The sequence below is a fragment of the Staphylococcus devriesei genome, assembly GCF_002902625.1.
In the GTDB taxonomy this organism is placed as follows: Bacteria; Bacillota; Bacilli; order Staphylococcales; family Staphylococcaceae; genus Staphylococcus; species Staphylococcus devriesei.
Map to the genome: position 1 here is coordinate 25,973 of NZ_PPRG01000009.1, position 14,631 is coordinate 40,603.

15 protein-coding genes and 1 pseudogene are annotated in these 14,631 nt (G+C 33.2%); 7 read left to right on the forward strand and 9 right to left on the reverse strand.

Going from position 1 to position 14,631, the window contains the following annotated elements; translation table 11 throughout:
- Positions 1-9: 9 nt before the first annotated feature.
- Positions 10-606: a thioredoxin domain-containing protein gene (locus CD147_RS01625; protein WP_103165705.1), complete on the reverse strand. Its 597-nt coding sequence runs from the start codon at positions 604-606 to the stop codon at positions 10-12.
- 25 nt (positions 607-631) lie between these two features.
- Positions 632-991, reverse strand: a complete 360-nt coding sequence (locus tag CD147_RS01630; protein ID WP_103165706.1) for a DUF4467 domain-containing protein — start codon at positions 989-991, stop codon at positions 632-634.
- A 257-nt stretch (positions 992-1,248) separates the two neighbouring features.
- Between CD147_RS01630 and CD147_RS01635 the strand changes: the two genes are divergently transcribed.
- Positions 1,249-2,493: an aminoacyltransferase gene (locus CD147_RS01635; protein WP_103165707.1), complete on the forward strand. Its 1,245-nt coding sequence runs from the start codon at positions 1,249-1,251 to the stop codon at positions 2,491-2,493.
- A 96-nt stretch (positions 2,494-2,589) separates the two neighbouring features.
- Here the strand turns inward: CD147_RS01635 and CD147_RS01640 are convergent, their stop codons facing one another.
- The 4 genes from CD147_RS01640 to CD147_RS01655 all read right to left on the reverse strand — a co-directional run bounded on the left by CD147_RS01640 (position 2,590) and on the right by CD147_RS01655 (position 6,455).
- Positions 2,590-3,318 (reverse strand): amino acid ABC transporter ATP-binding protein, encoded by a 729-nt coding sequence (locus CD147_RS01640; RefSeq protein ID WP_103165708.1) that lies wholly within the window; start codon positions 3,316-3,318, stop codon positions 2,590-2,592.
- The gene (locus tag CD147_RS01645) at positions 3,315-4,034 is read right to left on the reverse strand and encodes an amino acid ABC transporter permease (RefSeq protein ID WP_103165709.1); all 720 of its coding nucleotides are present in this window, start codon (positions 4,032-4,034) and stop codon (positions 3,315-3,317) included. The genes CD147_RS01640 and CD147_RS01645 overlap by 4 nt, the downstream gene beginning before the upstream one ends.
- The gene (locus tag CD147_RS01650) at positions 4,015-4,809 is read right to left on the reverse strand and encodes a transporter substrate-binding domain-containing protein (RefSeq protein ID WP_103165710.1); all 795 of its coding nucleotides are present in this window, start codon (positions 4,807-4,809) and stop codon (positions 4,015-4,017) included. The genes CD147_RS01645 and CD147_RS01650 overlap by 20 nt, the downstream gene beginning before the upstream one ends.
- A 194-nt stretch (positions 4,810-5,003) precedes the next feature.
- Positions 5,004-6,455, reverse strand: a complete 1,452-nt coding sequence (locus CD147_RS01655) for an MDR family MFS transporter (RefSeq protein ID WP_103165711.1) — start codon at positions 6,453-6,455, stop codon at positions 5,004-5,006.
- Positions 6,456-6,612: 157 nt separating this feature from the next.
- Between CD147_RS01655 and CD147_RS01660 the strand changes: the two genes are divergently transcribed.
- A complete protein-coding gene (locus tag CD147_RS01660) occupies positions 6,613-6,726 on the forward strand; it encodes a putative metal homeostasis protein (RefSeq protein ID WP_103165712.1) in 114 nt (37 codons plus the stop codon).
- Positions 6,727-6,864: 138 nt separating this feature from the next.
- On the opposite strand, the gene CD147_RS01665 is transcribed toward CD147_RS01660, so the two are convergent.
- Positions 6,865-7,551: a 2,3-diphosphoglycerate-dependent phosphoglycerate mutase gene (locus CD147_RS01665; protein WP_103165713.1), complete on the reverse strand. Its 687-nt coding sequence runs from the start codon at positions 7,549-7,551 to the stop codon at positions 6,865-6,867.
- A 409-nt stretch (positions 7,552-7,960) separates the two neighbouring features.
- Here CD147_RS01665 and CD147_RS01670 point away from each other — a divergent pair, with 409 nt between their 5' ends.
- The gene (locus CD147_RS01670; RefSeq protein WP_103165714.1) at positions 7,961-8,368 is read left to right on the forward strand and encodes an aggregation-promoting factor C-terminal-like domain-containing protein; all 408 of its coding nucleotides are present in this window, start codon (positions 7,961-7,963) and stop codon (positions 8,366-8,368) included.
- Positions 8,369-8,501: 133 nt separating this feature from the next.
- Here the strand turns inward: CD147_RS01670 and CD147_RS01675 are convergent, their stop codons facing one another.
- On the reverse strand, positions 8,502-9,386 hold the full coding sequence (locus CD147_RS01675; protein ID WP_103165715.1) for a cation diffusion facilitator family transporter: 885 nt from the start codon (positions 9,384-9,386) through the stop codon (positions 8,502-8,504).
- 371 nt (positions 9,387-9,757) lie between these two features.
- The gene (locus CD147_RS01680) at positions 9,758-10,138 is read right to left on the reverse strand and encodes a GtrA family protein (RefSeq protein ID WP_103165716.1); all 381 of its coding nucleotides are present in this window, start codon (positions 10,136-10,138) and stop codon (positions 9,758-9,760) included.
- Between the two features lie 295 nt (positions 10,139-10,433).
- Here CD147_RS01680 and CD147_RS01685 point away from each other — a divergent pair.
- From CD147_RS01685 to scdA, 4 genes and pseudogenes are all read left to right on the forward strand, one after another.
- Positions 10,434-11,578, forward strand: a pseudogene (locus CD147_RS01685) (glycerate kinase).
- A 26-nt stretch (positions 11,579-11,604) separates the two neighbouring features.
- Complete coding sequence (locus tag CD147_RS01690) at positions 11,605-12,381, forward strand: hypothetical protein (RefSeq protein WP_103165717.1); 777 nt, start codon at positions 11,605-11,607, stop codon at positions 12,379-12,381.
- A gap of 193 nt (positions 12,382-12,574) precedes the next feature.
- A complete protein-coding gene (locus tag CD147_RS01695) occupies positions 12,575-13,774 on the forward strand; it encodes a putative multidrug effflux MFS transporter TcaB (RefSeq protein ID WP_103165718.1) in 1,200 nt (399 codons plus the stop codon).
- A gap of 176 nt (positions 13,775-13,950) precedes the next feature.
- Entirely contained in the window at positions 13,951-14,616 is a 666-nt protein-coding gene (gene scdA, locus CD147_RS01700; RefSeq protein ID WP_103165719.1) for an iron-sulfur cluster repair di-iron protein ScdA, read from the forward strand.
- Positions 14,617-14,631 lie beyond the last annotated feature (15 nt).

Consider the following 14,631-nt stretch of genomic DNA (forward strand, 5'->3'; position numbering starts at 1 on the left):
TATATAAACTTATAAATGCTTCTTCCAACCTTTAACGGTATATGGATCTTCAACCTTTTTACCATTAATAAAAACAGTAGGTACAGATTTAATATGATTCTCTTTAGTTAGCTTTTTCTGTTGTTCTGCTTTTTTCCATGAGTCACTATCTTTTGTTTTATACTCTTTTTTTATTTTAGCTTTTTGTTGTGCTGGAATATCTAATTTATCAATTTCTTTATCAAGGAAGGTTTCAGTTAACCATTTTTTATCTTCATCTTGTTGTTGTGTAAAAATATGATGTTGAAAAGTTAAATATGCTTTTGGCGCAATTTTTTGTACAGCATTGCCTGCTCTAGACCCTACTATTGAATCCTTAGCTAAAAAACCTGCATTGATAAATTCGTATTCTACTTTGTTTGTATCAATGTAGTCTTCTTTTATCGTAGGCATGACTTTATCTTCAACTTTTTTACAATAAGGACACTTAAAATCGCCATACTCAACGATTAAAATCTTATCATTTTTAGTCTTTGTTGGCCTTTTCTCTTCTTTATTCTTTGAACAAGCGCCAATAATTATTAGAAGAATCGCCAATACGCTTATCATTAAAACTATTGTTCTCATAGGTGCTCCTTTAGAAATTTATATATTAACTCATATTTTCTTCTTTATAATCAGCATCGTGTGTACCAATATATTTCTTAGTATCAAAGTTTTCTAGATAATGTGCTTTTTTCCCATTAAATTGATACATATAGTAATGAACTTCTTCATTGTTACTTAATGGCTTATATGCAAGTACTACATATTTTCCATCTTCGTAGACATAGATGTTCGCTTCTTTTTTATCAAAATGCTTCACAACATCGCCCTTTTCTTTTTCAGCCATTTGTTCTTGCTTTTGATCTTGTAATTTAACTGCTTTATCTATCTTATCTGTATATTTATCATTTCCGCAGCCAGCCACTAATATCATACAGACGATTAGCGCTAAAATTAATCTTTTCATACATTCACTCCTAATGCTCAATTCGGTATATTACTTTAATTATACTTCTATTGTAAGTACTATCATACAATGCTTTTACAATATGCGCCAGGTCATCAAATATCAAATTTTCAATAGTTAAGTAGTACATTCTTTCACAATCAATTTTCACCTACTACTAAAGTATTACTCAATATACTAACTAAATATGTGTAATAACATAGCTAGTTTGATAAAATAGATAAGAATTCTTATAAATGATAGAGGAGTAGATTACCATGAAATTCGAGACTTTAACCCCGGAGGAATTTGAGAAATTTACAACTGAAAATTTCTCCCATTATACACAGTCCCGTATACATTATGAAAATAGAAATAAAATGAGAAATGATGTACACGTAGTCGGTGTTAAAGATGACAACGGGAACGTGATTGCCGGAACTTTAATGACTGAAGCGCGCTCATTGAAGTTCTTTAAATATTTTTATACTCATCGTGGACCAGTGATGGATTACAGTGATATTGAATTAGTTCACTTTTTCTTTAAGTCCTTAACAGCTTACTTAAAAAAACATAACTGCTTATATATCCTAGTAGATCCATATATATTGGAGAATTTACGTAATGCAGATGGAGAAATTCTGGAAAGTTACGATAACCGAGCAGTTATAAAAACGCTAGAAGATTTAGGTTATAAACATCAAGGCTGGTCAGTTGGTTATAGTACGATGAGTCAAATCCGTTGGTTGTCTGTACTTGATCTTAAAGATAAAACAGAAGACCAATTAATGAAAGAAATGGATTATCAAACACGACGTAATATTAAAAAAACATATGAAATGGGCGTAAAGGTAAGAACATTGCCTATCGAGGAAACAGATACTTTCTTCGAATTATTCCAAATGGCCGAAGAAAAACATGGCTTTAAATTTAGAGATAAACCATATTTTTATGATATGCAAAAAACATATGAAGACCATGCTATGTTAAAACTGGCCTATATCGATTTAAAAGAATATTTATCAACGCTTCAACAAAAGCAAGACGATTTAGCACAACAATTAGCTGAAGTCGAGGAAGCGTTAAAAGAAAGCCCTAATTCTAAGAAAAATAAAAATAAACGCACTCAGGTTCAACAACAATTTGATAGTAATGAACGTAAAGTTAACCAAACAAAAGAAAAGATTGCTGCAGAAGGCGAAATCTTAAACTTAGCGGCCGCACTTTATCTTTACAATGATCATGAAGTTTATTATCTATCCAGTGGTTCTAACCCTAAATATAATGAATACATGGGCGCATATCGACTACAATGGGATATGATTAAATTTGCTAAAGAACATAACATTGACCGTTACAACTTTTATGGTATTACAGGCGACTTTAGTGAAGATGCTGAAGATTATGGTGTACAACAGTTTAAAAAAGGCTTTAACGCTAACGTCTACGAATATATTGGTGACTTTATCAAACCTATTAAACCATTCGCTTATCAAGTTAAACAATTACTAGAACGTAGATAACTGATAATCTAACCTACTTAATTCTTATAAAATAAATAAACCTCCGATTGAAATTTAAATTGTTTCAATCGGAGGTTTAACTATTCTTTGTTTATATTATTCATTGATAACATTAAGGAAACGACGTAATTCCTCAGTTTTTGGATGATTAAACACCTCTTCTGGTGAACCTTGTTCGCCGATTAATCCTTCATGAATAAAGACCACTTTATTAGACACTTGTTGTGCGAAACGCATTTCATGCGTAACAATTACCATTGTCATACCTTCATCGGCTAATTCTTTAATAACTTTTAATACATCTTTAACCAATTCAGGATCTAATGCAGAGGTCGGTTCATCGAACAACATTACTTTAGGATTCATTGCTAATGCTCTAGCGATAGCTACACGTTGTTGCTGTCCACCAGACAAGGCATGAGGACGTTGATCTTTTACACTTGTTAGTCCAACTTTTTCTAATAAGCTTAATGCTCTTTCTCTTGCTTCAGCTTTGTTTATCTTCTTAACTGTGATTAAGCCTTCCATCACATTTTCCAAAGCAGATTTATGCGGGAAAAGGTTATAGCTTTGGAAGACCATACCTGATTGTTTACGCACATTAATTTGAGACTTTTTGTTGTCAGCCGTATAACTTTCACCATTAACAGTCACATTACCTTTAGTAGGTATTTCGAGGGCATTAATCATACGTAGCAATGTTGTTTTACCGGAGCCAGATCGGCCTACAAGCGTCACGACTTCTCCTTTTTCAACATTTAAATCAATACCTTTAATGACTTCTTTATCATTGAATGATTTATGGATACCACTTAATTCAATCATGAGTTATACCCTCTTTCAATATATGATTCATAGAAGCTTTGTAAGACTGAAATGATGAAACATATTACCCAATACATAACCGCTACAAGGATGTAAATTGTAAAATATTCATATGTTGTAGAAGCCACTTCTTGAGCTTTACGGAACATTTCTGCCACTAAGATAAACCCTAATAAAGATGTATCTTTGATTAAACTTAAGAATGTATTACCTAAAGCAGGAATTGAAACTCTAATTGCTTGAGGTAAAATAATTCTTTGGATAGTTTGACGATAGTTCATTCCAATTGAATAAGCCGCTTCAGTTTGGCCTTTAGGGATTGAAATAATACCACCACGGATAATCTCTGAAGCGTAGGCACCGACATTTAGAGATAAACCAATAATTGCTGAAAGCACTGATGATAGTGTCCATTGTTCGTCGGCGTTACCAGTCATCAATCGACCTAACTCCGGAATACCATAAAAGATAATAAACAATTGCACAATCATTGGTGTCCCACGAATAATTGAGACATAAACACGTGCGATGCCTTTTAATATTTTACTTGTAGAAATGCGCATTAACGCTGTAAATAAAGCAATAATTAATCCTAAGATAAATGTAACGATAGTAATTGGAATTGAGTATTTAACTAATCCTTCCAACATTGGCCCGAATGCTTGGCTTGCCGCGTCAAGTGCATGTTGTTGTTCACTATTTAGGCTCAGAAACATTTTCACCAAACCATTTCTTACCGATTTTAGCTAATTCGCCATTTTCTTTAAGTTTTTTAATACCATCATTGAAATCAGAAACTACTTTTTTATCTACATCTTTATTGAATGTAAATGCTGATTTATTTTGTTCTGCATTACCTTCAATTGATTTAATTTTAGCGTTAGGCTTTTGTTTTTTATAATCTAAATAAGATAAGCTATCGTTGAATGTTCCATCAACACGGTTAGATAATAATAAGTCCATAGATTGGTTGAAACCATCTACTTTAGTAACATCTGCACCTTTATCTTTCGCTAATTTACCATAGTTAGATGTGAATGTTTGCGCCAATTTTTTGCCTTTTACATCGTCAAATGATTTAATATCTTTTTCATTTTCACGTACTACTAACACTGCACTTGAATAAGTGTAAGGGTCAGAGAATTTATATTTTCTTTCTCTATCTTTATTAATACCTACTTGGTTAGCAATAACATCGAAACGTTTAGCATCTAAACCTGCGAACATTGAATCCCATGAAGTTTCATTAAATTTAAGTTTATAGCCTTTTTCTTTAGCTACTGCTTTAATTACATCAATATCATAACCTGTTAATTCGTCTTGTTTATTATGATAAGTGAATGGTGCGTATGTACCTTCAGTACCCACCTTCAATGTTTTGTTATCGCTACTGCTTGATTTAGAATCACTGTTTTTATCAGATGAGCCCCCGTTGCCACAAGCCGCTAATACAAAGATAAGTGCTAAAGCAACAAATAAAAGTCTTTTCATCTACCTTTACCTCCATATTCCTATTAAATTAGTCAGAATAAATTAATTCTAATCTCATAGGTAGGAATAGTCAATATTATTTTAAATCTTTCTAAGCGTTCATGTTCAGAGCGTTTGGATATTACATAAATAAACGTCCACATTATGCGTTTCATTCCTTGTAATGAACTACATAAGTGAACGTTTCTAATCATCTACTGCGAATCTTTGAGAGATTCAGCGTTAATTTTCTTTTTACTTTTTATGAAAAATGTCAGCAATAAACTGATTACTGTAATGACTACAGCAAACAAGAAGCCTGAATGATAACCATGTAACATAGCATCAGTTTGAATTTGACCAGCCATTTCTTTCTTGTTCATTCCTTGATAATCACTCATCGTAGGAGCAAAGTTTTTACTTGCAACACTTAAGATTGTTATTAACCCGGCCGTGCCAATTGAGCCAGCAATTTGTTCAACTGTATTAGTCATTGATGAACCATGTGCATTTAATTCTGGAGTTAATTGATTCATTGTGTGTGTCATAATAGGCATTAATCCGAGCGCTATACCAATCATACGAATTGCGTAGACGGTTGCTAGCATAACTATAGATGTATGCTCGTCCATAACCACAAAATAGGTTGTCGTGATAATAACGATAATCATACCAATAATTGCAAGCACTTTAGCGCCAAATTTTTCATATAACCAACCTGAGATAAGTGACATAATTGCCATTACGATAGCGCCTGGTAGTAGAATTAATCCTGAATCTACAGCCTTACGTCCTAATAAGTTTTGAACAAACATTGGTAGAACTGTTTCAGAACCAATCATAGAAATCATTGTAGCACCCATAATTGCAATTCCTACGGCAAATTCTCTATTTTTAAAGACTTTAAAACTTAATAGTGGTGTTTCAAGACGTTCTTGTCTCCAAATAAATAAGGATACTAAGACAATACCTCCTATGATTGTCGTTAATACGATTGGATCATTCCAACCATCATTGGAGATTGAGCTAACGCCATATAGTAATCCACCGAAACCTAAAACAGATAAAGTGATGGATATTATATCGATAGGCGCCTTAACTTTAGTACCTACGTTTTTAATAATTTTAAGTGCGACTAGAAACGTAATAGCTGAAATAGGCGCTACCACATGGAATAAAGATCTCCAGTTTAAATATTCAACCAGATATCCAGATAAAGTTGGCCCTATCGCTGGCGCCAATCCAATAACCAAACCAAATACTCCCATATATTTACCACGCTCATGTGGCTCAAATATATCGAGAATTGTGGTCATCATTAATGGCATCATAATACCGGAGCCCATCGCTTGGATAATACGAGCTATTAATAATATCGTAAAGTTTGGGCTAAATCCTCCTAATATCGTTCCTATGAAAAATATAATAATCCCTGTTAGGAATACCTGTCTTGTCGTGTAACGTTGGATAATAAAAGCTGATAATGGAATTACAACCCCATTAGTTAATAAGAAGGCCGTCGTCAACCATTGAACTTGTGAATAGGCGATATTGAAATCTTTCATAATACTTGGCAAGGCAGTAGTTAGCAAAGTTTCATTTAGTAAGCCAAAGAACCCTCCAAGTAACATCGTAAATATCATGGTTAACTTTCTTCTATAGGACATAATTGACCTCCAATCTGATTTATATCGAAATATATTTGACCATTATACAGATTTCAACTTATATTGCATTAAAAATGTTTATATACTTAAATCGTAATAATTCCTATTTACATTTTTACTATTTACCCTTATACTTTTTAAAAAGGAGGAATCAAATATGAAACAAGATGTACAAACAGCACGTCGCAATTTGAATAGTCCTAATATTAAAACACGTAAGCGCGCGCTAAAAATTATCAAACAACATAAACGTAATCGTAAATCAGCATAATATACCCTTTTCTTCCATAAATAACTCCTATTACAAATAAGAGCGGGAGAACACAAACTATTGTACATACAAAAGTTGTGTTCCCTCGCTCTATCCATTTAAACGTCTCTCATTTTAATTAATACATCTCATTACTATTTATAAATAATAATGATCAGTTACATTTAAGTGCTCATCTAGTTCATAAATGAGTGGTGCACCTGTTTTAATTTCATAACCGACAATATCTTCATCTGAAACATTATCTAAATACTTAATTAATGCACGAATTGAATTACCGTGAGCGGCCACTAACACAGTTTCTCCATCTAATAAGTGTTGTGAAATCTTATCTGTCCAAATAGGAACCACACGTTCTAAAGTCGTTTTTAGACTTTCTGAATATGGCATCATACGGTGATCCAAGTGGCGATAACGTCGATCTTTCAAGTAAGATTCACGTTGTTCTTCAGTTTGCGCTGGAGGTTTTACATCATAAGAACGACGCCATTGATGTACTTGTTCTTCCCCAAACTCTTTACGTGCTTCATCTTTATTAAGACCTTGTAATTTACCATAGTGTCGTTCATTTAGACGCCAACTTTTATGCACTGGAATCCATTCTTGGTCTGATTCCGCTAAAAGATATTGTGTTGTTTCTAATGCTCTTGTTAATAATGAAGTAAAAGCAACATCAATTTCAATTCCACTTTCTTTTAACTTACGACCAGACGTAATAGCTTCATTTCTACCTTGTTCAGATAATTGGACATCTTCCCAACCAGTAAATAAATTTTTAGCGTTCCATTCGCTTTGCCCATGACGACATAAAATTAGCTTTGGCATATAAGACACCTTCCTGTACGTTAGTTTAGGGTGTGTTACTTAATTTTTGAACACATCACCACTAAACTCATCTTTTTAATATCGTTGTGCTAAGAAACTGAATACTTTTTCTATTTATTAATTTTATTATAAAACTATTTCAGTTATTTTCATAATAAAGGCGTTTATTCTTTTTCTTGGAATATATGTCTTACATTTGTCATGTTTGTTATGTGTGCTTTATTTCTGAAATCTATTTTTGATTTGGTGGTAACCTATGACATCTTTTGCGATGTTATAGTGAGTTTACCGTAATTGATCTCAAAGTTTATTGGGGTACAAGGTTGGGACACCGTTTATCGATTTTCCAGAGTATAAATTAATAATATCCCATCCTCATCAAACCAATTACTAAAGGAGAACTTTATTTATGAAGAAATCAATATTTGCTTTAATGACAATGGTATCTTTAGGTGCCGCAGGTTTAGAATCAGGTCAAGCTCATGCGAGTGAAGCCACACCTAATCAATATAATCAACAATCAAGTGTGACAACGACTAATACAAATAATACTTCAAATGATAGTACATCTTCTGTCTACCAACGCTTTATCGCGGCTGGCGGGACTCAAGAACTTTGGGAAAAGGTAGTCTTACCTGAATCTAGTGGTAATCCAAATGCTTCAAATGGTCAATATCATGGTTTAGGCCAAACGAATCAATCATGGGGTTATGGTTCCGTAGAAACCCAAACTAAAGGTATGATTCAATACGCTAAAGAACGTTATGGCTCAATCGAAGCAGCCATTAGTTTTAGAGAAGCTAATGGTTGGTGGTAAACGAATTGATAGAGTGACTAAAAATAAATAAAATACAGTTTCAGTCAATACTACACAAAAGAGGCTAGAACATGTCGAATCGAAAATGTTCTAGCCTCTTCTATGTATACATACAAAATTTTTCAACTTCATTCTATTTAGTATCTGAATTAACTAATGTGTCCGGTTCTGGATGTACATAGACTGAGGAAATACCTTTACTATGTAAATGTTCTTCTACTTTATCGCAAATTTCATGAGCTTGTTGTAATGATAAATGAGCATCCACTACTATTGTGACGTCTAAAAATATACTGCTTCCATGATAACGGCCTTTAAGATTATTAACACCTTTCACTTCTTCTACCTCTAACACTTCATCACGGTATTCTTCTAAATCTTTTTCATTAAATCCATCACTAAGTGTGAAGATAGATGTTCTAAAAATACCAAACCCCGTGTAGATAATCAGTAGCCCTAATACAGTAGCTAAAATAACATCGACAATGGGTAAACCAAATTGAGTAAATACTAAACCAATTGCGGTACCAATACTTACTAAGCCATCTGACAAATTATCTTTAGCAGCAGAATCTAATGAACTACTTTTTGTTCTTTTAGCTAAACGATGATTGATGGCATAAACCCCAATCATCACTATCCCACTAATCAAACTCACTACAATTGTAATAACGCTTGGAGTATGGTGTCCATTTGTTAGAATGTGGGGAGCATTTTTAATAACAACTTGTAGACCCACAAACATAATAATAAACGACACTAATAACGTTGAAATATTCTCAGATTTCAAGTGACCATAAGGATGGTTCTTATCTGCTGGTTTAATTGAAATTTTAAGGCCAACGATTACTGCAAGGGAGACAATAATATCTGTCATATTATTCAATGCATCTGCTCTAACCGCTGCTGAATCATAAATAAAACCAGTAATATATTTAGAAACAGAAAGAATAATATATACTACTAAACTTAAGTAAGCCCCTCTTTGAGCCAATTTAAGATTTTCACTCTGAGTCATTCAGTTAACCACCTTAAACGCTTTAATATCAATAGTATGAACCGTAGAAAATCTAATGACAACGTTTTTTAAATTCTATATTTTTTATATAAATAAGCTAATTAATTTTTTAGCAAAACCTAACTTTCTGAAAGTTTGTAATAAGAAAGAGTGGTGGTTAAAACAAAATAATTAGGCTTTAAATAGAGTCTAACGATGAACAAAAACTAGATATTATCTTTAAGTCTATAGTCGGGCAGTAGTTGTCTGAAATGAAGATATGTTCGAACCCCACTTTCTTCATTCCTAGTCAACCTTGCCGGGGTGGGACGACGAAATCTTTGAAATTACATAAGATTTCTGTCCCACTCCCAAGATTTCTGTTCCGCTCTCTAATCTCTTAAAATCCATTTTGATAATATAAATGTAATAGGAATGGTAACGATTAATCCTACAAATGGAGCAATTTCAGATGGAAAATTAAACCATCTTACGAAGATATATAATAGAAGTGTTTGCGTTCCCATATTCACTACTTGGGTAATTGGAAAGCTTAAAAATTTCTTCAATGTTGGTTTTACTTTATAAACAAAATAACAATTTAAATAATAAGAAATAATAAAACTTACTATAAAACCAATAATGTGACTGATCATATAATTAACATTTAGTAACTTCAATAAGATTAAATACGTAATATAATAATCTAGCGTATTAATCCCACCCACTATGACGAATTTAATGATTTCATAGTGTGTTTGCGTTAGCTTCATAATTATGCTCCTTTGTAGTCTGTTTAAGATTTATTAATTTGTTTATTTTCTTCATACAAATAGAAAGTATCTGTATATTGAATATGTTAACAGTTCAAAATATATTATAATCACTATACGCTAAATTGCCTAGCTTAGATATAGAATTGATTATAAATCAAATCTACTATAAAACTCTTAAACTTATATACGTTATAATAATTAAGAATATTAGGTAATTTTTAAAATTGCTTAAAAATAAATAATGATGTCACATGTTTTATCATCTTTAAAATATTAAGAAGTGACTGTACATATGAATCTCAATCATATCGTTATCGCAACAGATTCGTTTAAAGAAAGCATGTCAGCTAAACAAGCGGGATTAGCTATTCAACAAGGTTTCACTAATGTATTCAAAGATACTGTTAGCTTTGACATTATACCTATGGCCGATGGTGGTGAAGGGACGACAGACGCTTTAAAGGAAGCACTTCATGCTCAATCACATACCGTTAAAGTTCACGACCCTTTATATCGTGAAATTAAAGCCAGTTATGCACGTTCACAAGATGATACAGTGGCTATTATTGAAATGGCAGCAGCTGCTGGTTTAGATTTAATTTCTAAAGAAAAACGTAATCCTTTAATAACCACAACTTACGGTGTAGGCGAGCTTATTTTAGATGCATTAGATTATGGGGTATCAAAGATTATCCTTGGTATTGGTGGCAGTGCTATCAATGATGGCGGTAGTGGCATGTTAAGTGCGTTAGGCGTTAAATTTCTTGATGCTAATCATGTCCCTTTAAAACCAGGTGGAGAACAACTTGCTAACCTAGCACACATTGATGTGTCATCATTAGATAAACGTCTTGAAAACGTACACTTTGAAGTTGCTTGTGATGTGACTAATCCGCTATTAGGTACAAATGGGCAACAGCCGTTTATGGTCCTCAAAAAGGTGCAACTCAAAAGATGATACCAAAGTTGGATTCCGCTCTAACAAACTATCATGCTATGATAGAACAAGAACTACACATACATGTAAAAGATATCCCTGGCGCTGGAGCTGCTGGAGGATTAGGTGCAGGTATTCTTGCTTTCTTTAATGCCTCATTATCTAAAGGTATAGACATCGTGCTACAGGAGACCCACTTTTCAGAAAGAGTGAAAGATGCCGATTTAGTTATTACCGGTGAAGGTAAGATGGATGCGCAAACGATTTATGGCAAGGCGCCAATCGGGGTAGCTAAAGCTGCGAAAGCCTATCATATTCCAGTCATTGCCCTGTGTGGTAGCTTAGGTGAAGATTATCAAGCCGTTTATCAACATGGTATCGATAGTGTGTTTAGCATTATTGAACAACCTGAGGATATCGCTATGCTCTTGGATAATGGTGAACGTAATTTAACACACACTGCTGAAAATGTCGCAAGAGTACTTAAACAGTTAACTTAAACTATTAAATAGAAGAGGTGACTATCATGAAACGAACAGATAAGTATAAAGATTCATATAAATATGATGAACAATATCGCAAGCGTAATCGTCAAAGTAACGAGGAACGTTATCGTCAAGAACGTCGACATGATGAAGAAGCATATCGTCGCAACGAAGGCCGTTATCGTGACGAGGATCCAAGATATCGTGATAACAACTATGAACGTGAAAGAGACAATCGCCGTGATGAGTATGACCGTGATGGCAATCGCTATTATAATGAACGTGACTTTAGACGTGAACTACAATTAGAAGAAGAAAACGAGAAAAATAGAAAATCTAAAAAGTGGTTAATCGCTATTATTACTATCTTAGTTATCATTCTAGCAGTCTTTGCGACGCGAGCTTTACTCAATCATAATGGTGGTAGTAATGAACAAGCAACAGATACATCAAATGATAATAACGTATCGAAAAACTATCAAAAAGAAGTCGAAAACCAAAGCGACGATATTAAAAAACAAGTTGAAGACGCTAAAAATGATATTAAAGAGAAAGTCGATACAGATGGTCGTATTAAACAACTTCAAGATGAGATTAATAATTTAAAAAATAATGAGCAAAATGGTGAAGATTCAAAATTAACTAAGTTCTATCAAGAACAAGTAGATAAGTTGAAAGAAGCCAATAACGCACAACAAAATAATGAAAACGAAAGTAAAGTGAATGATTTATTAAATGATGTAAATACAAAATTCGAAGACATTAAAGAAAAACTAAATAGTATTCTTAATGGATCAAATGATACTACGTCACAATAGTTATTCATATATTTCAATATACTATGTTCTCCACAGTCGGATTAGTAGTCTAACTGTGGAGTTTATTTATTTTCAATTATTCTAGATTTCAATACATATTTAAATTTATAAATTACAAACACTGCAAAAACCTATATAATATAGCCATAAAAACTTATATAATATAATTGTATACACTTTAAGGAGAACAATTATGCAAAATACACAAAACACCAAATTGCCCCTACTTTTATTAATCGTTTTAGGTGTAATGACAGCATTTGGTCCTATGATTATTGATATGTATTTACCGGCATTGCCAGAAGTACAACATCAATTTAAATCATCAACTTCAGAAATACAACTTACACTCTCATTTGCGATGATTGGTTTAGCGTTAGGCCAGTTTTTATTTGGTCCATTATCTGATGCGTTCGGCCGTAAACAGATGGCCTTAATCATATTAAGCGTCTTTTTCTTAGCATCTGCATGTGCAATCTTTATTACGAGTTTAAGTTTATTTTTATTCATTCGTTTTATTCAAGGTTTAACTGCAGGTGGAATTATTGTCATGGCTAAAGCATTTGCCGGAGATAGATATAAAGGTGATGTATTGGCAAAATTTCTTGCCTCACTTATGGTCGTTAACGGTATTGTAACTATTATTATGCCATTACTTGGTGGCGCCTCACTGACATTAGGTTCATGGAGAATTATCTTCATTATCTTAACTATTATTAGTATTTTAGTCATTTGTGGTGTAGCTTTCAACATGCCGAAAACAACTAAAGCCGAACATACAACGTTAAACTTTAAAGCTATATTTAAAGACTTCGGTAGTCTATTGAAAAAACCACGTTTCATTATACCGATGTTATTACAAGGTTTGACTTACGTCATGTTATTTAGCTTTTCATCTGCGTCACCTTTCATCACGCAAAAAGTTTACAATATGACACCACAACAATATAGCGTTATGATTGCCGTTAACGGCATTGGATTAATCGTCGTTAGTCAAATCGTTGCGTTACTCGTAGAATACATTAATCGCTTCAAATTACTTATTTATTTAACATTAATTCAAGTAGTCGGCGTGATTTTAATCGTCATTACCTTAGCTACACATGGCCCTCTATGGATTTTACTCATTGCTTTCTTCTTAAACGTTTGTCCAGTAACCTCAATTGGCCCACTCGGTTTTTCGATGGCTATGGAAGAACGTACAGGCGGAAGCGGAAATGCTTCAAGCTTATTAGGATTATTCCAATTCATGCTTGGAGGCATTATTTCACCATTAGTCGGTCTTAAAGGACAATACGATGCAACGCCATATATGATTGTCATTATATTAACGGCAATTATCTTAATTACGCTTCAAGTGATTTACTTTAGAAATCATCGTAATCCAGCTTAAATTATATTTCAGATATAGCTTTTAAGAGAACCAACATGGGATAGTTCAATTTTCCATGTTGGTTCTTTTTTATAATTTTTATATAAAGTTTTAACAAATATATGACATTTTCAATATTTGTAATTGAAAACCATTATTATTTAGTATACTTAAACTGAAATAAGGGAGGAATAATTATGATTACAAAACAATCCATCGTTGCAGACATTGTAACTGATCACCCACTCAGTTCAGATATTTTCAGAGAATATGGTATAGACTTCTGTTGCGGAGGTAATATTTCTATTGAAGAGGCCGTTAAAAATAAAAAAGTAGATGCTGAGACACTAATAGATAAAATTAATGCTTTACCTCAACAACAAACAGGCAATATTAACGTTAAATATCTTGACGTACCGTCATTAATTCAATACATCCAATCACGTTATCACCAAACTATGCGTGAAGAATTTTCAAATCTTTCTCCATATGTAACTAAAGTCGCTAAAGTCCATGGCGACAACCATCCTTTTTTACTTCAACTTCAGGATTTATATCGTCAATATAGAGACGGCATGTTAGAACATATGGCTCAAGAAGATGACCAAGATTTCCCTCAATTAATTAAAATTTCTAAAGGCGAACCCGTAGATAATGCTGATAGTATCATCCAAAGTTTAGTAGACGATCATACGCATACAGGCGCGTTACTTGAAGAGATGCGACGTTTAATGAACGACTATCAACCACCTGCTGAAGCTTGCCAAACTTGGAGACTTGTTTATCGAAGACTTGAGAATTTAGAACGTGAAACACATGAACACGTTCATCTCGAAAACCATGTATTATTTAACAAATTTTAACAGCCATAGAGGTGT

Bases quoted from the DNA above. Each gene is read 5' to 3' on its own strand.
- CD147_RS01660 (WP_103165712.1), top strand. From the start codon at position 6,613: ATGAAACAAGATGTACAAACAGCACGTCGCAATTTGAATAGTCCTAAT.
- CD147_RS01645 (WP_103165709.1), bottom strand. From the start codon at position 4,034: ATGTTTCTGAGCCTAAATAGTGAACAACAACATGCACTTGACGCGGCA.
- CD147_RS01680 (WP_103165716.1), bottom strand. From the start codon at position 10,138: ATGAAGCTAACGCAAACACACTATGAAATCATTAAATTCGTCATAGTG.
- CD147_RS01665 (WP_103165713.1), bottom strand. From the start codon at position 7,551: ATGCCAAAGCTAATTTTATGTCGTCATGGGCAAAGCGAATGGAACGCT.
- CD147_RS01690 (WP_103165717.1), top strand. From the start codon at position 11,605: ATGAAACGAACAGATAAGTATAAAGATTCATATAAATATGATGAACAA.
- CD147_RS01635 (WP_103165707.1), top strand. From the start codon at position 1,249: ATGAAATTCGAGACTTTAACCCCGGAGGAATTTGAGAAATTTACAACT.
- CD147_RS01675 (WP_103165715.1), bottom strand. From the start codon at position 9,386: ATGACTCAGAGTGAAAATCTTAAATTGGCTCAAAGAGGGGCTTACTTA.
- scdA (WP_103165719.1), top strand. From the start codon at position 13,951: ATGATTACAAAACAATCCATCGTTGCAGACATTGTAACTGATCACCCA.
- CD147_RS01655 (WP_103165711.1), bottom strand. From the start codon at position 6,455: ATGTCCTATAGAAGAAAGTTAACCATGATATTTACGATGTTACTTGGA.
- CD147_RS01625 (WP_103165705.1), bottom strand. From the start codon at position 606: ATGAGAACAATAGTTTTAATGATAAGCGTATTGGCGATTCTTCTAATA.
- CD147_RS01670 (WP_103165714.1), top strand. From the start codon at position 7,961: ATGAAGAAATCAATATTTGCTTTAATGACAATGGTATCTTTAGGTGCC.
- CD147_RS01640 (WP_103165708.1), bottom strand. From the start codon at position 3,318: ATGATTGAATTAAGTGGTATCCATAAATCATTCAATGATAAAGAAGTC.
- CD147_RS01695 (WP_103165718.1), top strand. From the start codon at position 12,575: ATGCAAAATACACAAAACACCAAATTGCCCCTACTTTTATTAATCGTT.
- CD147_RS01650 (WP_103165710.1), bottom strand. From the start codon at position 4,809: ATGAAAAGACTTTTATTTGTTGCTTTAGCACTTATCTTTGTATTAGCG.
- CD147_RS01630 (WP_103165706.1), bottom strand. From the start codon at position 991: ATGAAAAGATTAATTTTAGCGCTAATCGTCTGTATGATATTAGTGGCT.